Genomic DNA, 20967 nt, shown 5'->3' with positions numbered 1-20967 from the left:
CGGCGTTGCACGGAATCGTGAACACAGTACGAACGCCGGGCGGGGGCAAGCCCCGCCCCTACCTGACACGTCTAATCACAAGCATTTTACCCAACCATAACAGAAGTAAAAACGCCGCCCGCCCAACCCGCAAAAACCCCACGGCCCGGCCCGGCGTACCAGCGGCAGCAGCGCAGTTCCGGCGCTGGTTATTTTTGGTTCTTTATGCGTCATTTCTGTACTCGCTTACCGCTGGCTTTTTTGCTGGCGGCGTTTTCTATTTTCACCGTTTCGGCCCAAAAGGTAGGGCTGGTCCTCAGCGGCGGCGGGGCCAAAGGGCTGGCCCACGTGGGCGTGCTGCGGCAGCTCGAAAAAAACCACATTCCCATCGACTACATCGTGGGTACGAGCATGGGCGCGGTGATTGGCGGCATGTACGCGGCCGGCTACTCACCCGATGAGATTGAGCAGATTGTACTTAGCCCCGAGTTTCAGCGCTGGACATCAGGCAAGCCACTGGAAAGCAAAACGTTCAATTTCCTCACGGCCGAGCCTTCGCCCTCGGCCCTGCGCCTGGGCATTGCCATCGACTCTTCATTCCAGGCCCGCATCAGCACCAACCTAGTGAACGATTTGAACCTGAACCTAGCCCTGACGCGCCTGCTGGCCCCGGCCGGAGCCAGCGCGGATTACAACTTCAACAACCTGTTTGTGCCCTTTCGCTGCATGGCGTCGGAGGTGTTTACGCGGCAGTTGGTGGAGCAGAAAAGCGGGTCGCTGTCCGATGCCATCCGCAACTCGATGTCGTTTCCGCTGGCGTTCCGACCCATCCGCAACCTCGACGGCAAGTACTACTACGACGGCGCGGTGTACGATAACTTCCCCACCAACACGATGAAGAAAACCTTCGCCCCGGACATCATCATCGGGGTGAACGTGGGCGATGTGGCCTTCAAGAAATACCCCAAAAACGATGATGCCCTGCTGGCCAGCACGGTGGCTTTCCTGGGCACCAGCGTGGCCGACACGAGCAGCGTGGGCAAAAACGGTATATACATTCAGCCCAACCTCGATGGCCTGGGCGTGGGCGATTTCGACCGTGTAAAAGACTTTATTGCCGAAGGCGACACCGCCGCGCTGCGCGAGATGGCCCTGATTAAGCAGCGCATCCCGCGCCGTATCGACTCGGTGACGCTGCAAAAGCGGCGGCTGGCATTTCAGGGCCTGGCCCCCAAGCCGCGCTTTATTGAGGTGAAGGTGAACGGCCTGCGCCCCGACCAGAACGAGTACGCGGCGCGCTTTTTCCCGCATTCGGGCCGGGAGTATTCGCTCGACGACATTGAGGAGGGCTATTACCGGCTGGCGTCGGATGATTTTTTCAAGAATATTTACCCGCGCATTCGCTACGACGCGGCGCGCAAGGGCTACATTTTCAGCGTCGATGCGCAGCGCAACAACAACGTGAGCACCGAAATCGGCTTCGTGCTCAGCAACCGGCCCATCGACAATATTTTCCTCGGCGTGGAATATCGCTACCTGCGCAGCCTGCTCTACACCACTTCGGCCGATGTGAGCCTGGGCCGCTTCTACACCGGTGCGCACGGCTCGTTTCGCATCAACGTGCCGGCCCGGCTACCGTTTTTCTTCGAGCCCGAGGTGACGTATAACCAGTGGGATTTTCAGAACACGGGCGGCGTGCTGGGCCGCAACGTGCTCAACACCCAGGTACGGCAGCAGGACACCAAGCTGGGCGGGCAGTTCGGCATCAGCCCCACCTACCGCAGCCGGCTGCTGGTGGACCTGGCCACCTTCGTGACCAAGGATGAATACACCAACTCCAAGGAAATCAACACCACCGACGTGCTCGACGCCACCGTGTTCCGGGGCGTGACCGGGGCCCTGCGCCTGGCCCGCAACACCCTCAACCGCAAGCAGTACTCGACCAGCGGCCACCGCTACGTGTACATACTGCGCGGCGTAACGGGGGCGGCTACCTACACGCCGGGCTCCACGGCCCAGCAGCCCAGCAGCTCGCAACACCGCGAGTGGCTCCAGTTTCGGGCCACCGTAGAGCGCTTCTTCGCCCTGAAGGGCGACCGCCACGCCTGGGGTTATTTTGGCGAGCTGATGGCCAGCAACCAGCCCACGTTCACCAACTACCGCTCGTCGCAAACCATGGCGCCGGTGTTTGCGCCACTGACCGACTCGCGCACCCTGTTTCTGGACACGTACCGCTCGGCGCGCTACGCGGCGGCGGGCCTGCGCTACACCCAGCCCTTCCTCAAAAAGCTGGAATGGCGCACCGAAGTGTACGTGCACCTCAATGCCCAGCCGCTGGTGCAGGGCGAGCAGCAGGTGGCCGTGCGCAAGTCGGGCTTCGACCGCCCCCGCATCACGGCCAGCACGGGCCTCATTTTCCAGACGCCAGTAGGGCCGCTGGCCGTGCACGCCCGCTTCTACGACGACCCGGCCGAGCGGTTTGGCATCTACGGGCACCTTGGCTTCCTGCTATTCCGCAGCCGGGCGCTGGAATAGGCGGCCGGGTTTGGCCTGAAGTGCTGGGCTGAACAGCTGTTCAGCCCAGCACCTGGCGCACTTCGGCGGCGGCCTCCAACGGCAGCAGGTGGCCGGCAGCCGGCACCACTTCGAACGAAGTGCCGGTCGGCAGCAGCGGCAGCGTGAGGCGCTGCTGCGTGGCTGGCGTGATGGACGTATCGCCGGCACCCACCAGCAAATGGCAGGGCACACGCAGCTGCGGCATCAGGGAGCTGATGTCCTCGCGGGCACCTTTTAGCAGCCAGGTGGCCCAGGCGGTTTCGGTACTGCGCAGGTTATCGGCAATTACGCGGTCGCGCACAAGCGCCGACAGGGGCTGACGGGTGATTTCGCGGAAGGTTTTTTCCGCTTCATTCGGTTTGCCGTAGGCGGCCAGCGCAGCGGCCCTGGCCGTTTCGGACATGGGCTCGCCCGCCGGTGGCGAGGGCGAGAGCAGCACCAGCTGGCGCAGGCCTTCCGGCTGCCGGGCAGCCAGGGCCAGGGCCATTTTGCCGCTCATGCTGTGCCCGATGAGGGTAAAATCCGTTACCTGCTGCTGTTGAATATAGGCGGCTATCCAATCGGCATAGGCCTGCACCGAGTAGTCGAAGCCCGGTGGCACCGGCTGCGCGCCAAAGCCAGGCAGGTCCGGGGCCAGCAGGTTGGCACCGGGCAGGAGCGGGCGCAGCACGTCGTATTCGCGGCCGGAGCCGGCCCAATAGTGAAGGGCAATGAGCGTAGGAGTCATAAAGATGAAGCAGTATGCAAAGCTGTACGGCAGTACGCTAGCAGCAGTTGAAAATGCGAACGCAACAATAGCAAGGCGCTTACGCAGAACTGCTTGCCAAAACCCGGCAATGCTTTTTTTACTTTGTTCCCGATGCAATAGCGTTCCAGGCTTAATCTATATTAATAATTGAATTAACTTATATTAGAAGGCGTGATTGGGGGCTGCCGCTCACGCTACTGCCACGCCAGCACAATCCGGCTTTGGGAAAGTACCGTGGGTTCTGGTTCAATTACCAATTGACTATTCGATAATTACCTTCTTCTCACCCCTCACCCCGCCACTTATTCCCGTACAAGCTACTATTTATTTCCGCTTATCCTAACCCTCAGGCGTTTGACCCGGCCCATGATTGATTGTGGGCGACCAGCCAGGCTCCTTCATCCTTCCCCTGTATGAACACAACTCCGACGTTGCTGCCCGCAACGGACGAAGAGCTGCTCGTGCAGCGCCTGATAGGGCGCGACGAGCAAGCCCTGCGCGAGCTACACGACCGGTATTCCCGCAATCTGCTGGCAGTTATCGTGCGTCTGGTGCGCGATGAATCCCTGGCTCAGGATGTGCTACAGGAAGGCTTGCTCAAGGTCTGGCTGAGCATCGACCGCTACGATGCCGCGCGGGGCCGCCTGTTTACCTGGATGGTTCGGGTGTGCTGCAACCAGGCCATCGACGCCATGCGCAGCCCCCGGCACCGTTTCAACAGCGGCACCAAGTCGCTGGAAGTAGGCGGAGCGCAACGCGCCCAGGCGCCCCCTTCCTTCAACCCCGAGCATATCGGTCTGCGCGAGCTCACCCTCAAGCTCAAGCCCAAACAGCGCGAGGTAATTGACCTGCTCTACTTCGGCGGCTGCACGCAGGTTGAAGCCGCCGAGCAGCTCGGTATTCCCCTGGCCACGGTGAAAACCCGCGCCCGTGCCGCCCTGGTAGTACTGGCCCACATGGCGAGGTAAACAGACAGCAAGGCATCTATCATCCTTCGCAACGATATAACGGAGTTGTTTAGAAAGTCACAAAAGGTACTCAAACGGTCATGCTTCGCTGCGCGCTGCATGACCGTTCGGGGACTTTCTAAACAGCTTCTTTGCCTCCAACTCAACCGAGCAAAACGCAGCAAGGCCCCTTTACTAACTAAAGGGGCCTTGCTGCACACTGGTCTGGCGCAACCGCTAGCATCCGCCTGAAGTTACCCCCGGCCGCTGGCGGCCACCAGCGCCCGCAGCGGCTCGTTGAAGCCGACGGCGTCCACCAGCTCCTCCAGCGGGAAGTGCAGGCGGTATTTCCAGAAGTGGTTGGGGTTGCTGGGCACGTTGATTTGCTCCTCGTGCGGGTTGGCGCGGCGCAAGTGGCTGTCCATGGCCAGTAGGTCCTGGAGCGGGAAGATGGCCCACATGGCCGGCGAGTGCAGGTGCTGCACCAGGATTTCGCGGGCCACCCAGGGCTCGCAGTAGAACGGGGCCACCTCGCGCCAGTGGCCAAGGATGGTTTCGAAGAAACGCTGGGTGCGCACCCGGTCTTCTTCCCACCAGCCGCGGATGGTACTGGTGTCGTGGCTGCTGGGCGTGACCACGCTCAGGTAGGCGGCATCGTTGGGGTGGCTGAACTCGGTTTCGGGATTCGAGGGCATGCGCTGCACGTTGAGGCCCAGGATGCCGAGCTCCTTCATCACGCCGGGCACCGAGGCGGGCACCATGCCCAGGTCTTCGCCGCAGATGAGCATGTCGGTGGCGTAGCGCACGGGCGGCAGCTTCACGAGGCCCTGCTGCCGCCAGAATTCCTCGTGGCGGCGGAAGAAGAAGTCCACGTAAATGTCGTCGTAGAGGCGGCGGCGGTCCTGGTCGGCGTCCAGCTCACGGAACGAGTAGCTCTTGTTCAGGGTAATGCGCGGGTGGTAGAAGTCGTCGCCGGCGGGTACGAACAATACTTCGTTCACCAAAGCAAACAGGCCTTTTTGCAGCCAGGCAAAATACTCGGCGTGCTCGGGCTGGGCGGATACTTTCTGGGCGATGTAGGCTTCTATTTTGCGCTGGTCGCTTACGGCTTCCTTGAGGTGAATGCGGCCGAAGCTGGCATCGTTAAGGTACTCGTCGAACACGGCCTGGGCCTCGCCCTGGAAGATATCCTGGAGCATGTGCCAGCGGATGTAGGGCTCGCAGAGGCGCGAGTAATCGAACCAGCCCAGGCGGCGCTCAATCTCGTGGCGGTGCAGCGGCAGGGCGGGCGCGAAGTGGCCCAGCAGGCCTTCCACCGACTCAATGGGCATTTCCCAGATGCGGAAGAAGCCCAGGATGTGGTCGATGCGCAGCGTGTCGAAGTAGCGGGCGAGGTGGCCCATGCGCTGCTTCCACCACAGGTAGCCGTCTTCGGCCATGCGCTGCCAGTTGTAGGTGGGGAAGCGCCAATTCTGGCCGGTGGTGGAGAAATCATCGGGCGGGGCACCGGCCTGGCTGTCCATGTGGTAGAGCTCGGGCTGGGTCCAGGCGTCAACGGAGTGGCGGTAGATGCCGATGGGCAGGTCGCCTTTCAGCACCACGCCACGGGAGCGGGCGTAGGCCACGGCGGCGCGCAGCTGCTTGTCGAGGTGGTACTGGGTGAAGAAGAACAGGCCGTAATCGTCGTAGTCCGGCGCGGTTTCGGCGGTGAGCTCGGCCAGGTTTTGCGGGGTGCGGAACTGCGCGGGCCACTCCTGGAAATCGGCGGTGTGGTACCGGTCGCGCAGGGCCGAGAAGGCCGCGTAGGGCACCAGCCAGTCGGTCTGACTGGCGTAGAACTCGCGGTACTCAGCATCGGACAGGAAGGCGGCTTTCTCCTGCTTGTACAGCAGCTTGAGGAACTTCCACTTGGCATTCATCACCGGCTCGTAGTCTACGAAATCCTTGGCGTTGAATTCGACTTTGAGCGTGGCCAGCTCCTTAGCGGCTTTCTTGTCTTTGAGGGCGGCAATGCCTTCGAGGTGAATAAACTGCGGGTGCAGCGCAAACACCGAGATGGCCGCGTAGGGGTACGAATCGACCCAGGTATGCGTAGCCGTGGTGTCGTTGATGGGCAGAATCTGCACCAGTTTGAGACCGGTTTGCACGGCCCAATCGGTGAGCAGCGTCAAGTCGGAGAACTCCCCTACCCCGAGGCCGGCGGCGCTACGCATGGCAAACACGGGCAGGGCCACGCCGGCCCCGCGCCAGGTGGTGGCGTACTGATACGCCTCGTCGTTGAAGACGCGGGCTACGATGTAGTCCTGCGTGGCGGGCACCACGCGGTTTTCGCCGCCTTCCATGTCGAGGGCGTGGCCAGCGGCGGCGTCCCACATGGCGTATTTATAGTGGCAGTCCTCGCCGGGATTTTGCAGCGTCACGGTGCCGCTCCAGGTGGGGTAGTCGGCATCAGCGAGCACGAGGGCTTTGGTGTTGTCCCAGGCCCCCAGGGCGGGGTCGGAGCCGAGGATGCAGAGGCCGTGCTGCGGCGCTACGCGCGGGGCCAAGAGGCGGAAGGTGGTTTGGCCAGCGGCGGGATACGTGGTGCCTGGCCCGGCTACAACTGTTTCGGCAGCAGCTTTGGCAGTCTTGGTTTTGGCGGCGGGCGCTTTTTTGGCTTTGGCGGCCGGGGTTTCGGCGGGGGCTTTGGCCGGGTCGTACCCGGTAGGGCGGCGGAACAGAACTTTGGTGAAGGCGGCGGTCAGCAGCTCGTTTTCGGGCTGGCCGGGGGCGCGCCAGTAGTCGGCCAGGTGCAGGCGAGGCGTGCGGGCGGCATCGTAGGCGATGGCGCGGTTGGGGCCGGCCTCCCAGTGCTCGCCACTGGTGTTGGCGTCGCGCAGCACATACTTATAGGTAAGCTCGCCGGCGGCGTCGGGCACGGTCAACTCAATGCTCCAGCAGGTGCTGGCTTCGTCGTAGTGCATGTCGGCAGCGGCGGCGGGCTGCCAGTTGCCGAGGTCGGGATGGGAGCCGCACACGGCCAGATGCTGGCCGAATACGGTGCGGTAGGGAAGGGAAAAACGTAGTATCATGGGGCACGCGGTGGGGTTTGGGAGATGCAAGATAGGGACTTACCAAGAGAGGATTTACGAAGCAGCGCGGGAGTAATTATGCTCAAACGGTTGCGCACGGACAGCCAAACGGGCCAGGGCTCACGCAGCTGAGCCGGGTCGCGTTCGGCCGGCAGGGCGGCGCGGCGCCAGCCAACCCCAGCAGTTGGTTTTGCGTTTGGAAGATGCCTCTGCTTTGTGTTGCCGCTAATTACCTCCTGCTTTGTCCACTTTTCTGCGTCGTGCCCTCTACGGAATTCTAGGGTTAATAGCTCTGGTGCTACTCCTCGTTATCGGGGTGGTGGTGTTCTTACAATTCCCATCGGGCCAGGACTTTGTGGCCAGCCGCGCCGAAAGCTACCTGCGCGGCAAGCTCAAGACGGAGGTCAGAATCGGGAAATTCCGGACTGATTTTCGCCACGCCATCAACCTCGACGGTGTGTACCTGGCCGACCAGCAGCGCGACACGCTTTTATCGGTGGGCCACCTCGGCGTCGACATTGATATCTGGGCATTGCTGCACAGCCAGATAAATATTTCCAATGTTGAGCTAAACGACGGCCGCGTGCGCCTCACGCGCACCGAACCCGACTCGGTGAACAACTACGACTTCATCATCGATGCCTTCGTGGACCCGAATGCCCCGGTCGATACCACGGCATCGACCCTGAAGTACAACATCGGCAAGGCGCGGCTCACGAATATCTACTTCACGCAGCTCGACCAGGTGACAGGCTCCGACATTCGGGCCCGCATCGGCGAGTTTGCGGCCAACATGGACGAGGTAGATGTGGATAAGTCCATCTACAAGGTGGGTAAAGCCGCGCTACACCGCTCGGCCATCAGCATCGTGCAGACCAAAACGGCCCCGCAGGTGGATAACCCCGCCCCATCTACGCCCATTGAGGTACAGTTCGGCATCAACCAGGCCACGCTCGACAGCGTGGGGTTTGTGTATAAAAACGCGCCCTCGGGCCAGTATATCAGCACCACCATCGGCCTGGCCGACATCACGGCTAAGAATATCGACCTGCAGAAAGAGCTGGTGGCGCTGGATAAGCTCACGCTCAAAAACACCACTTTTGCCTACGCCCAGAACAAGGACATTGCGGTGGAAGAGCGCGTGGTGAACCCCGCCGAGGTGGTGCGCAAGCTTGATGAGGCTGCCGACCAGAACAAGGCCGCCACCGGCCAGCGCCTGGCCTGGAAGGTGACGCTGAACGAGTCTGACATCAGCGGGCTCGACGTGAAATTCGACAACTTCAACGAGCCCAAACAGAAGACCCGCCTGCCGGCGCTGGACTACAACCACCTTGCCTTCAGCGACCTGGTGCTGAACACCCACGACCTGAACTACACCGAAAACCGCACCACCGCCAAGGTCGACAACCTGGCCGGCAAGGAGCAGAGCGGTTTTGAAATCACGTCGTGGCGAGCGAATGTGGTGTACGACTCGGTGCAAATCCGCCTCGATAGCCTCGATTTGATTACGCCGCACACCCGCATCCGGCGCAAGCTGGCCATTGGCTACAAAAACCTGGCAGCTCTGAGCGATACCAAGCAGCTGGCGAACCTGAAGATTGAAGGCGACCTGCGCGACGTGCGTATCGGCTTCCGCGACATTCTGTACCTGGCCCCGCAGCTGGCCGGCACGCCGCCTTTCAACACCGGCCCCAACCAGAGCGTGCTGGTGAACGGGCTGATTGCCGGCCGCGTGGGCGACATGACCATCCGCAACTTCGAGTTTGTGGGCCTGCGCAACACCATTGTGAAAGCGCCCCGCATCCACATCACCGGCCTGCCGGAAGTGGACGGGCGATTCTATGTTGATGCGAATCTAAAGCAGTTCAGCTCCTCGCGAGCCGATATTATGAGCCTTGCGCCGAAGGGCAGCATCCCGAACAATATCAGCATTCCGCCCACGTTCGCGGTGAACGGCACTTTTAAGGGCTACCCCACCACGCTGCAGTTCAACACCAACTTGCAGGCCCGCACCAGCTACGGCGACCTGGCCTTTTCGGGCAACCTGGGCAAGGCGCAGGCCAATGGACGGCAGCCGCTGGTGGGCACCTTCGCGGTGAAGGCCTTCGATTTCGGCAAGCTGCTGAAGGACCCCACCATCGGGCGCGTCACGGCCACGGGCCGCATCAACGCCACCGGCAACCTGAAAGACCCCGGCACGCTGGTGGGCCAGGTGAATGCCAACGTGCAGAGCGCCCGCTACAACGGCTACACCTACAAGGGCGTGAAAGCCACGGTGGACCTCGACCGCAACCGCTACGTCATCAACGCCAGCAGCAAGGACGACCCCAACCTCGACCTCGACCTGACGGCCGTGGTGAACCTGCGCGACGCCAAAAACCCCACCTACGAAGTCACGAAGCTAAACCTGCGCGGGGCTAACCTTACGGCGCTGGGCTTTTATACCGGCGGCGACCTGCGCGTGCAGGGCAACCTGGTGGCCAACCTGCGCGGCTCGGATTTGAACTCTATCAACGGCACGTTCAGCGGGACTAAGATTGTGATTGTGCGCGACAACCAGAAGTTTCCGCTCGACTCGCTCAACGGCCGCATTGTGCAGAACGCCAACCGCACGCTGGCCGTCATCACCTCCGACATTGCCAATGTGCGCCTTGATGGCAACGTGCACCTCGGCGACCTCGCCACCGAATTGCAGCAGCATCTGGACCGCTACTTCGACGTGCCCGGCGTGAAGTACGTGGCCAGCAACGCCGACCGGCATTTCACCTACTCGCTGCAGCTGAAAGACCCCAACCTGGCCACCAAGCTGGTGAAGGATTTGAAGCAGATTTCGCCCTTCACGCTCTCCGGCGACTATTCGCGGCAGGCGGCCCGCCTCACGGCCAATACCAGCATTCCCATTATTCGCTACGCCAACTACCGCATCGATTCGCTGAAGCTGGCCGTGGATTCGGACCCGAGCAAGCTCGACTACGGCCTCCGAATGGCCAAGGCCGCGCAGGATACAACCCTGAAGCTGCGCCGGCCCAGCATCGTGGGCAACATTGCGAACAACAAGGTTTTCACCCGCGTGGCCATCCTCGGCGACTCGACCAACCGCGAGCGGCTGGCCGTGGCCGGCACCCTTAGCACCCGCCCCGACGGCACCTTACCCGGCGAAAAAGGCGTGGTGTACCAGTTTGAAGCCGCGCCCGAGCAGATTATCAACTACGAAAACTGGACGGCGGGCGCCAACAATTACGTGCGCTACTTCCCCAGTGGCGCCATCGTGGCCGACGCCCTGAACCTGACCAACGGCCGCAGCTCGCTGGCCGTGCAGAGCGATAACCCCCGGGTAAAAACCTCGCCGCTGGGCGTGCGCTTCACCGATTTCGACCTGGCCGAGCTGGCCAAAGCCTTGCAGGGCACCGACTCGCTGGTGGCCGGCACCCTCAACGGCCAGGCCAAGCTGCGCAACCTGGGCCAGAAAAACATGGCCTTTACTGCCGATGCCACTGTCACGGGCCTGGCCTTCCAGAAGGTGCTCATCGGCGATATTGCCGTGAAAGCCACCAACCCCACGCCCAACCGCTACGACCTGGATGCCCGCCTGACCGGCGGGGCCAGCGGTTCTATTGGCGGCGAGGGCAACGATGTGCGCGTAGCCGGCTACTACCAGGCCGATAGCAAGGAGCCCCTCAACCTGACCGTGGATGCCCAGCGCCTGACGCTGAAGCTGGCCCAGGCCTTCTCGGCCGGCCAGCTCCAGCAGGCGGCGGGCTACGTGCGCGGCCAACTCACGGTGAAGGGCTCCCCCTCGGCCCCGGTGGTGCGCGGCACACTCACTACGTCGCCCGAAGCGGCGTTTGCCGTGACGCAGCTCGGGGCGCTCTACCGCCTGCCGGGCCAGGACCTGACGTTTGACGACCGGGGCATCAGGTTCGACAACTTTACGGTGCGCGACTCGGCCGACAACCAGGCCGTGGCCAACGGCTACCTGCTGACCAAGGATTTCATCAATTACGCCTTCGACCTCACGGCCACCACCGACAACTTCACGGCCGTGAACAGCACCCGCAAGAACAACCAGCTGTTCTACGGCAAGCTGGTGGTGGACTCCCGCACCCGCATTACCGGCCCGCTGGAGCTGCTCAAAATCGACACCAACGTGACGGTGGTCGAGGGCTCCAACCTGACCATTGAATCGCCGGGCACGGATGCCAACAAGGTGGCCTCCGAAGGCATTGTGGAGTGGATTGACAAGAGCGCGCCCGTGGACACCATGCTGCAGCGGCAGCTGGCGCTGGACACCGCGAGAACGGCCACCGGCTACGACATCACGGCCGTGGTGACGGTGACCGAAAAAACGCCCTTCACCGTGGTTATCGACCCCATCAGCGGCGACAACCTAAAGGTGCGGGCCAACGGTACGCTCAATACCAACATCGACCCCACGGGCGCTATCACGCTCAGCGGCCGGCTGGAAGTGGCGCGGGGCTCTTACCATCTGTCACTCTACGACCTGGCTTCGCGCGACTTCATCATCCGGCCCGGCTCCAGCCTGACGTGGAGCGGCGACCCCTACAATGCCGACCTCGACGTGACGGCCGTGTACAAGGTAGAAGCTGCCCCCGCCGACCTGCTGGCCGCCCAGGGCCTCGACAATGCCGTGGCCAACACCACTGCCCGCAACCGCCTCCCTTTCAACGTACTGCTGAACGTGACGGAGAGTCTCAGCAAGCCGCTCATCGGGTTCGACATCATTCTACCCGAAAGCCAGCGTGGGGCGCTCGGGGGCCAGGTGGAAGCCAAGCTGGCCCAGCTGCGCCTGCCCAACCAGACCTCGGAGCAGAACAAGCAGGTATTCTCGCTGCTGATTCTGGGCCGCTTCCTGCAGCAAAACCCGTTTGATGCCAGTGCCAGGGAGAGCTTCGTGGCCACGCAGCTACGAGGCTCGGCCAGCGCCGTGCTCACCGACCAACTGAACAACCTGACCGGCAAGTACCTGTCGGGTCTGGGCCTCGACCTGGGCGTGACCAACCAGGCCGACTACAGCAGCGGCTCGGCCAAAAGCCGCACCGACCTGAACGTGGCTGTGAAGCGCCAGTTCCTGAACAATCGCCTGTCCGTGCGCCTCGGCACCGATATTCCGTTGGGCGGCGCGGGCTCGCAGGCCACACAGGGCAGCAGCTCGGCCAGCAACTTTGCCGGCGACATCAGCATTGAATACAGCATTCTGCGCGACGGCCGCCTGCGCCTGCGCGCCTTCCGACAGAATGCCTACGAGGACATCGACGGCCAGCTGGTTAAGACCGGCGCGGCCCTGGTGTTCCAGCGCGAGTACGACAACCTGCAGGAGCTGTTTGCCAAGCTGCCGCCCGCCGTGAAGGAGGAGCGCAAGCGCCAGCGCAAGGAGGAAAAAGCCGATAAAAAGGCCTTGCAGAATTCCCTGCAAACCCCGCCCACAGCCCGTCTCGACAGCAGCAAAACCACCAGCAGCAAGACTAAATGAGACAGCTGCTCCGCCCCTCCCGCCCCTCATTCCAACACCGCCAGCTTTCGGTTGGCCGATATCTTAATTCTACCGTTTTGATTCCAGTTCGCCAGTTAACGAAGCGTTTTATCCTCTCTTTCACCTGGGCTACCCTGTTGCTGGCCCCGGTTGTGGTGCTGCTGGCTTCCTGCTCGGGTCTGAAATTTGTGCCCGAAGGCGAGCGCCTCTACACCGGCAGCAAGGTGACCATTAAGCCACCGGCCGACGAGAAAACGGTGAACAACCAGAGCGCCCTGCAAACCGAGCTGGTGTCGGTGCTGGGGCCCAAGCCCAATAGCTCCATTCTGGGGCTGCGGCCTAAGCTCTACTTCTGGCACATGGGCATGAACAAGAAAAAAGGCTTGGGCAAGTTCTTCGCCGACAAGTTTGGCGAGCCGCCCATTTACCTGTCGCAGGCCAAGCCCGCCGCCGTGCGCGACCTGATAACCAACCGCCTGCACAACAACGGCTTCTTCAACGGCACCACTTCCTACGAAGTAAAAAAGCAGGAGAAAACGGCCGAAATCGACTACACGGCCCTGCCGGGCAAGGTCTACCGTTTCACGGAGGTCACGTTCCCGCAGGGCGACTCGCTGGTGCGGGCGGCCATTCGGGCCACGCAAGGCGAAAGCCTGGTGAAGGTGGGCGACGCCTATAATCTCGCCACGCTCACCAACGAGCGTGTGCGCATAGATGCCGCCCTGAAGGAGCGCGGCTACTACTATTTCGCGCCGGACTACATCGTTTTCAAGGTTGATAGCACCCTCGACCATAAGGCCACCGTGGACGTGCGCCTCAAGCCCAGCGCGCCGCCCAAGGCCGTACGCCCCTACTGGCTCGACCAGGTGAAGCTGAATACCAGCTACGTGCTCACGGATACCACCATGCGCAACCCCATGCTTTTCCGGGGTTACCAGTATTTTCCGGACGAGGAAATATTTAAGGCGCAGGCCATTACCCGCGCCACCTTCCTGTACCCCGACAGCGTGTTCCGTCGCCACCGCCGCGACCAGACCCTGAGCCGCCTCATGAGCCTGGGCACGTTCCGCTTCGTGGAAATCCGCTTCAAGCCGGCCGCCGCCGGCGACACCACCGTAACCGTACCGGCCGATGCCGTGCCCGGCAGCAACCGCTCGGTGGGCCTGCGCAACCGCCTCGATGCCGAGGTGCTGATGACCCAGCTCAAAAAGAAAAGCCTGCGCGCCGAGGTCCAGCTTACCACTAAAACCAACGGCTTTACCGGCCCGGCCCTGAAAGTGACCTTCCGCAACCGCTCAGCTCTGCGCGGCGCTGAGCAGTTGCTCATCAACGCCCTGGCCTCGACCGAAACCCAGACGGGCGGTGGCAACGGGGCCCTGGGCCTCACCAGCTTCGAGTACGGCATCAACGCCCAGCTGCTCATCCCGCGCCTGGTGACGCCCGATTTGCCGCTGCTCGATGTGAAGCTGCCCAACTCCGACTTCCAGCCCCGCACCAGCATCGCGGTAGGCGTGCGGGCCGTGACCCGCGCCAGCTACTTCTCGCAGAATTTCTTCAACGTGAACTACGGCTACACCTGGAAAACCAAGATAACCAACGAGCAGGAAATCCGGCCCATCGACATTACTTACGTCCAGTTCACCCCTTCCCAGACGTTTACCGAAATCCTGAACACGCCGGAGAAAAGCTTCCTGAAAAGCGCCTTCCAGCAGCAGTTTATCCTGGCCAGCTCCTACCGCTACACCTACAACCAGCAGTCGCTGGAGCAGCGCCGCCAGCAGATTTACTTCAGCGGCCAGATTGAAGGCAGTGGCAACCTGGCCCAGGGCATCGCCACGTCCATTGGCACGCCCAAAGGGCCCTCAGGCGGCAACACCATTCTGGGCAAGGAGTACAGCCAGTACCTCAAGCTCGATTTGGAGGTGCGCGAATACTACCGCATCAGCGCCGACCCCACTTCCGGCAACCGCATTGTGGGCCGCCTGCTGGCCGGTATCGGCAACCCCTACGGCAACTCGCGGGTGCTGCCCTACCCCAAGCAGTACGGAATTGGCGGCCCCAACTCGGTGCGAGCCTTCGCCGCCCGCGGCATTGGCCCCGGCGTGTACCAGGCCCAAACCGCCGACCAAAGAGCCAACCAGTTCTACGACCAGGTGGGCGACATCCGCCTCGAAGGTAACCTGGAGTACCGCCAGGACCTGTTTCCCTACGTGAAAGGGGCACTGTTTGTGGATGCGGGCAATATATGGCTGGTCAACCCCGACCCCGGCCGCCCGGGCGGCGAGTTCAAAGCCAGCTCCTTCCTCAACCAGCTGGCCGTGGGCGCCGGGGCCGGCATCCGCATCGACGTGCAGTTTTTCGTCATCCGCTTCGACCTGGCCTTTCCGATACAGGCACCCTACGGCACGCCCACTAAGCTCAATAATGACGGCACCCGCAGTCCCGATAAAGCGCCCAGGTTAAACCTGGCCATCGGGTACCCATTCTAAGTGGTGAAATGGCGAGGGGGTGATTTTGATGTTTCAATGGCGCATTTAGCGCAGTTTAAACATCAAAATCACCCCCTCGCCATTTCACCATTTCACCACCTACCGAATTATCGGCATCCGCTCGAACGGCCGTTCGCGGTCGAACAGGTAGCGGAACGTGGCGTGGGTTTTCACGATGGTGGCCCCAATGGAGCGCGTGGTCACCAGCATGCGCGGGTTGAAATCGCCAATCCAATTCATTTCAATATCGGCGTAGCCCGCGTCGACGAATGACGGGCGGGCATACGTCAGCATGGCCGCGTCCACGCCCTTGCCCTGGTACTCGGGCACCACGCCGTAGATAATGCCGAACAGGCGCTTGTCCGAGCGGCGCATGAAGCGCCAGCGCGCCCACAGAAAGCGCAGCTTGCCCAGCAGGTTCAGCCGGCGGCCTACGTGCCGGAAAATTTGGTTGAGCTCGGGCAAGCTGATGAAAAACGCCACCGGCTCGGAGCCGTGGTAGGCAAACCAGAGCAGGCGCTCGTCCACTACGGGCTTCATTTCCTTCACGATATTGCGGGCCTGGTCTAGCGTCATCGGCTTCACGCCCGAGTGCTTGGCCCAGGCTAGGTTATACACATGATGGAAGTCGTAGGCCAGCTTTTCGGCATCGGCCACGCGGGCGTGCTCAAACCGAAATTCCTTCGCGTGCTCCTGGGCCTGCTGCGCGAAGCGGGCGTGCAGCGGCGCGGCCGTAGTGCGGTAGCAGGTGTATTGCTTGAAGTAGAGCTGAAAGCCATACTGCTCAAACAGCTGCTGATAGTACGGCGGGTGCCAGAACATGCCGTAGTTGGGCGGCCGGTCAAAGCCGTCAATGAGCAGGCCCCAGAGGCGGTCGCGCTCGCCGAAGTTGATGGGGCCGTCCATGGCCTGCATGCCGCGCGCGACCAGCCACTGCCGGCCGGCATCAAACAGCTCATTGGCCGCCGACTGGTCATTGATGCACTCGAAAAAGCCCAGGCCGCCAGTGGGCAGGTCGGCGTTCTGCACGTCCACCGCGTCGCGGTTGAGGAAGGCCGCCACCCGGCCGATAACCGTGCCCGTGGCATCGGTCAGCACCCAGCGGATGGCCTCACCGTTGGCAAATTTCGGGTTTTTGACAGGGTCGAAAACGACCTCCATCTCGTTTTCCAGAATCCCGATATACTGCGGCACCGCTTGGTGCAGGCGGGCGGGCAACTCCAAAAACTGCCGCGCCAGGCGGGCATCTGTAACTTCAAGCAGCGGCATAAGCTAAAACAATAAAGGCCCCGCCGGCCAACAAACCACAAGCAAAAAAGGCCCAACGGGGCCGCAAAGAAACGTCCGCGCCGTCGTTCAGGGCCGGCGCAGCACCGTGAGAATAACCGCTCCCCCCACCCGAATGACGTGCACCGGCTGCCCCGCCCTGGCCGGGTACGCCCCCGGATGCCAGCGGTGAATGCTCAGGAAATACCCGCCAGCCGCCGAATCCGGCGGCACGATACGCAGGCGGGCACGGGCGGACGGCGGCAGCATTTTGGCGTTGATGCGCAGGGTCATTTCGGTGCGGCTGTCCATGCTCACGGGTACGGCCGGGCGGGCATCGTGGGCCAGCACCCATTGCAGCCCCTGCTTCACGGAGAGGCCCCAGTAGTCGCGCTCGAAGTTTTGCTCGATAACGTGGCCGGGCAGAAAGCTGAAATAGGCGTACTGGAACGGATGCTCCGTGGCCATGCGCCACGCTACTTGCGCAGTGCCAGCGGCCACGAACAACAGCGCCGCGCCGGCCGCCGCCGGAGTAGGCCGCCAGCGCAGGGAGGCACTACGTTGCTGCCACGCTTGCCAGAGCAGCCGCAAGCCCTGCACCACGAGCAGCACAAAAGCCGGATAGATAAAATAAAGATGCCGCCAGCCATCATAAACGGCCGAATGCAGCACCATCACGCCCAGCAGCGGGCCAAAAAACCAGGCCAGCACCAGCAAATCGCGGCGGCTGGCCGTGCGCCGCAGCCAGCACCCAACTCCGGTTTTCAGCAACCCCCGCCCCTCGCCCACCAGCCCCACCGCGAACAATAGCACGTAGGGCAGCGGCGTAGTGATGAGCAGCCACACTGGCGCATAGTGCCACGGCAAAGCCTGAATCGACACAAACTGCCCCAGGTAAAACACCTCCAGCGGCTTGGCATAATGCCCGAAGCTGCTGAGTGCTGCCCGGAAATTGTCCCAGGGGCTTTCCCACAGGTAGGGCCAGCCCAGCACCACCAGCGCCGCCAGCACGGGCAGGTACAAGGCCAGCATCGCCGCCAGCCCGCGCCGCCGCACCGGCCGCGCCCACATTTCCAGCGCCCCAAAACCCAGCGTGAGCAGCGGCAGCAGCACGCCCATGGCCCGTACGTCGATGGCCGCCGCCGTGGCCAGCGCGTGCACCAGCGCCCGTCCTGCCGTGGGCCGCCGCAGCAGCCGCGTGAGCGTGAGCACGGCCAGCGCAAACAGGCTCAGAAAAACAACGTCCTTATAATTGTAAAACGCCTCGGCGAAGATGCGCGGTGACAGCACCAGCAGCGCGGCGCCCACCAGGCCCCAGCGCCAGTTGCCCAGCCGCGCCCGCCCCAGCCGGTACACACTCCAGGCCCCAACCGCAAACAGCAGGAAACCGGCCAGATGCCGCCGGTACGCCCATTCGGCGGGGTCGGGACCGGGCCGCAGAGCCTCCAGGCCCACCCAAGGCAGCATAAACAACACGCCGTGGTCGGCGTCGCGGTGCCGGCGCAGGTCGGGGATGTCGACCAGGCGGGGCTGGCGGCGGGCCAGCTCAGGGGCGAGTTTCAGGGCCACGTACTTGGCGCTCACGAAGGCGTTGAGGCGCTCGGCAGGCTCGTCCCAGCCCATGCCGTAGTCGCGATGCAGAGCCACACCCAGCAGCGCCAGCAGGCCAAAAAAGACGCCCACCACCCAGCGACGCGAACGAATAAAGGCAGGAAAAACAGAGTCAGGCAAAGCGGCGCGGGGATAAATACGGCATGGAATAGCCACGAATGTAGCCCCAACTACGGTCGTGCCGACACCTCCCGGCCACTACTCATAAAATTTCCGCATCCGCCGGATAGTGGACAGCACCACCCAGTCGCCCAGACGCGGCAGGTAGGTGTGCACCAGCAAGATGAGCCGGCCCAGGGCCGAAATCACGGTGCGCTGCCGCCGCTTCCGCACGTGCCGCACAATGATGGCGGCCACCTCAGCTTGCGATTTCTGCCAGCGCGGCGGGCGGTGCGCAATGGGTACGGGCTGGCCGGCGGCATCGAGTACGCGTTTTTCGGAGTCATTTTGGGTGAAGCCGATGTGGACCACGCCGAAGTGAATGCCGGTATCCACCAGCTCCAACCGCAGGGTGTGGGCCAGGTTGGCCACGGCGGCCTTGCCGGCGCAGTAGGCCGAGCCGCTGGGCATCCCATTCAGCGCCGAAATGGACGAGATAAATGTGACACTGCCCCGCGTGCGCACCAAATGCGGCAGGGCGGCCTTGAGCGGGTAAACTGTGCCGTACACGTTGCTGTCGAGCACCTGCCGAAACACCTCCGGGGCCATGTCGGCGAAGTAGGCCCGCATCGAAATACTGGCGTTGGTTATCAGAATATCGAGCTGACCGAAGTGGTCGAGGGCCGTTTGCACGAGCTGCTCACAAGCGGCGTAGTCGGTTACATCGGCCACGCAGGTTGCTACGGTGTGGCCGGCGGCGGCCAGGTCCTGCCGGGTGTGCTCCAGCCACTCGCCGTTGCGGCCGTTGAGGACCACGGCGGCCCCGCTTTCGCACAATGCGCGGGCCGTTTCGCGGCCAATGCCCGATTCCGAGCCGGTAACAATGGCCACCTTGCCGGCCAGCGGCTCCGGGCGCCTGGCCGGGTTTGAATCAAACATAATGGTTGGTTTTGAACCAGTCGAGCGCCTCAGTTACGGCTTGCCCGATGGCAGTTTGGGGCAGGGCCAGCTCCTGGCGAGCCTTCTGCACGTTAAAATAATGGCCGTCGTTGGCCACGGCCGCCATGGCCGAATTCAGCTGCGCCGGCCGGCCGGTGAGCCACGCTTTCACGTCGCAAATATCACCGTAGAGTACCGCCAGGCCCGCCGGAATGGGCCAGCGCGGTGGCCGCACGCCCAGCACGCCCGCCATTAGTCCAAACGCCTCGCGGTAGCTCAGGTTTTCATTACCCAGAATATACGATTCGCCCACCCGGCCCTGCGTGAGGGCGTTGACGGTAGCCGTGGCCACATCGCGGACGTGCACATAGTTTTTGCCGCCCGGCGGGTAGCCCGGCAGCCGGCCCCGCAACAGCTCCAGCAGCAGGGCATTGGACGTCGGCTTGGCGTCCTGCGGGCCGAGCATGAAGGTGGGATGTACCAGCACGGCCGGCAGCTGCTCCTGCGCCACGGCGCGCAGCACGAGGTCGGTAGCCGCCCGCTTGCTGTCCATGTAGTCGAGGCCGTAGTGCTGGCCGGCGTAGGGCCGGGTTTCGTCGCCGGGGTTTGCTTTGGTACCAAAGCCGAAGACGTTGGCGGTGCCCACGCACACCAGCCGGCGCACGCACGCCTGCCGCGCCAGCCCCAGCACCGCCTCGGTGCCGCCCAGGTTGGCCGCCCACACGGCGGGATTGCGGGCAGGGTTCACCTGGGCCAGCGCCGCCGCGTGAATGATGGCCCCGCAGCCGTCGGCCGCGCCGGCCAGCGTGGCCGGCCGGGTAAGGTCGGCCTCGCGGTATTCGATGCCCCATTCGGCCGGAAACGGCGCGGGCGTGCCGGGCCGCAGCAGCGCCCGCACAGCATAGCCGCGCCGGCACAGCCCAGCCACGAGGTGCCGGCCCAGAAAGCCATTGGCACCGGTCACAAGCACGGTTTCGGCCATTAGTAGGTGTTTAGCATGGCCTTGTAGGTGCGGGCAATTCGCACCGGCGACACCTTGAGAAAATACAGCGAAAAAGCCGTCAGGTTCGCCGCCTGCACGCGCAGCCAGCTGTTGTTCTGGTACTTGCGGGCCGAAACTAGCACATCCTGCGGCACAATCAGAAACGAGGCCACCCGCCGGATGCGCTGGATAATCTCAAAGTCCTCCATCACCACAAAATGCTCGTTGAACCCACCCAGCTGCTGAAACAGCGCCCGCGTAACAAACAGGGTCTGGTCGCCACCCCGGCTCATAATTCCTTTAAAGCGAGTTCCGTAGCTATTAATGCGCAGCAGCGGACGGGTAGAATCGAACCGAAACCGGTAGCAGCCCGCCGCGTGGCCCTGCGCCACGGCCTGCCCAAGGGTGGCCACGTAGTCGGGGTGAATGCTCACGTCGGCGTGCACGAAGTAGAGCACGTCGCCGGTGGCGTGGGCAGCCCCGTAGTTCATCTGGAAGGCGCGGCCGGACCGGGGCGGCAGCAGCACGGTGGCCCCGGCCTGGCGGGCCAGTTCGGCGGTGCCGTCGGGGCTGTGGGCATCTACTACCACTATTTCTACCGGGCGGTCGGCGGCGTGGCGGCGCAGCTCGCCCACCAGGCGGGCAATATTGGCAGCTTCGTTGAAGGTGGGAATAATAACACTCAGTTTCATAATCAGGGAAGGGACGAGGGTATAATTTCCTCATTTCGCCGCGCTCGCGCTACTGGCAGCTCTTTGTGCTTACGCAAAGGCCGTGGCCGGAAGTTTG

11 protein-coding genes are annotated in these 20967 nt (G+C 62.8%); 4 read left to right on the top strand and 7 right to left on the bottom strand.

What is annotated here, in order from left to right; all coding sequences use genetic code 11:
* The first annotated feature begins 204 nt into the window (after positions 1–204).
* A complete protein-coding gene (locus KQ661_RS05785; protein WP_216685898.1) occupies positions 205–2514 on the top strand; it encodes a patatin-like phospholipase family protein in 2310 nt (769 codons plus the stop codon).
* A 40-nt stretch (positions 2515–2554) separates the two neighbouring features.
* Here the strand turns inward: KQ661_RS05785 and KQ661_RS05780 are convergent, their stop codons facing one another.
* Positions 2555–3262 (bottom strand): alpha/beta fold hydrolase, encoded by a 708-nt coding sequence (locus KQ661_RS05780; protein WP_216685897.1) that lies wholly within the window; start codon positions 3260–3262, stop codon positions 2555–2557.
* A 434-nt stretch (positions 3263–3696) separates the two neighbouring features.
* Here KQ661_RS05780 and KQ661_RS05775 point away from each other — a divergent pair, with 434 nt between their 5' ends.
* Positions 3697–4251: an RNA polymerase sigma factor gene (locus tag KQ661_RS05775; RefSeq protein ID WP_216679768.1), complete on the top strand. Its 555-nt coding sequence runs from the start codon at positions 3697–3699 to the stop codon at positions 4249–4251.
* Positions 4252–4484: 233 nt separating this feature from the next.
* Here the strand turns inward: KQ661_RS05775 and KQ661_RS05770 are convergent, their stop codons facing one another.
* The gene (locus KQ661_RS05770; RefSeq protein WP_216685896.1) at positions 4485–7301 is read right to left on the bottom strand and encodes a 4-alpha-glucanotransferase; all 2817 of its coding nucleotides are present in this window, start codon (positions 7299–7301) and stop codon (positions 4485–4487) included.
* Between the two features lie 295 nt (positions 7302–7596).
* Here KQ661_RS05770 and KQ661_RS22740 point away from each other — a divergent pair, with 295 nt between their 5' ends.
* Both KQ661_RS22740 and tamL read left to right on the top strand, forming a co-directional pair.
* Positions 7597–12792, top strand: coding sequence for a translocation/assembly module TamB domain-containing protein (locus KQ661_RS22740; protein ID WP_216685895.1), 5196 nt, complete (start codon positions 7597–7599; stop codon positions 12790–12792).
* Positions 12793–12869: 77 nt separating this feature from the next.
* Complete coding sequence (tamL, locus tag KQ661_RS05760) at positions 12870–15281, top strand: translocation and assembly module lipoprotein TamL (protein WP_216685894.1); 2412 nt, start codon at positions 12870–12872, stop codon at positions 15279–15281.
* 99 nt (positions 15282–15380) lie between these two features.
* Here tamL and KQ661_RS05755 read toward each other — a convergent pair whose 3' ends face one another.
* The 5 genes from KQ661_RS05755 to KQ661_RS05735 form a co-directional block, all read right to left on the bottom strand.
* Positions 15381–16550, bottom strand: coding sequence for a hypothetical protein (locus KQ661_RS05755; protein ID WP_216679764.1), 1170 nt, complete (start codon positions 16548–16550; stop codon positions 15381–15383).
* An 87-nt stretch (positions 16551–16637) separates the two neighbouring features.
* A complete protein-coding gene (locus KQ661_RS05750; RefSeq protein WP_216685893.1) occupies positions 16638–18278 on the bottom strand; it encodes a hypothetical protein in 1641 nt (546 codons plus the stop codon).
* A 78-nt stretch (positions 18279–18356) separates the two neighbouring features.
* Positions 18357–19196 (bottom strand): SDR family oxidoreductase, encoded by an 840-nt coding sequence (locus KQ661_RS05745; protein ID WP_216679762.1) that lies wholly within the window; start codon positions 19194–19196, stop codon positions 18357–18359.
* Positions 19189–20178: an NAD-dependent epimerase/dehydratase family protein gene (locus KQ661_RS05740; RefSeq protein WP_216685892.1), complete on the bottom strand. Its 990-nt coding sequence runs from the start codon at positions 20176–20178 to the stop codon at positions 19189–19191. The genes KQ661_RS05745 and KQ661_RS05740 overlap by 8 nt, the downstream gene beginning before the upstream one ends.
* Entirely contained in the window at positions 20178–20870 is a 693-nt protein-coding gene (locus tag KQ661_RS05735) for a TIGR04283 family arsenosugar biosynthesis glycosyltransferase (protein WP_216679760.1), read from the bottom strand. Before KQ661_RS05735 ends, KQ661_RS05740 begins: the two co-directional genes overlap by 1 nt.
* Positions 20871–20967: the final 97 nt, after the last annotated feature.

Origin of the sequence: Hymenobacter siberiensis, assembly GCF_018967845.1 — a bacterium.
Taxonomy (GTDB): Bacteria; Bacteroidota; Bacteroidia; order Cytophagales; family Hymenobacteraceae; genus Hymenobacter; species Hymenobacter siberiensis.
Note: the sequence above shows the minus strand (reverse complement) of the source record. Positions and strands in the feature narration are given on the sequence as shown.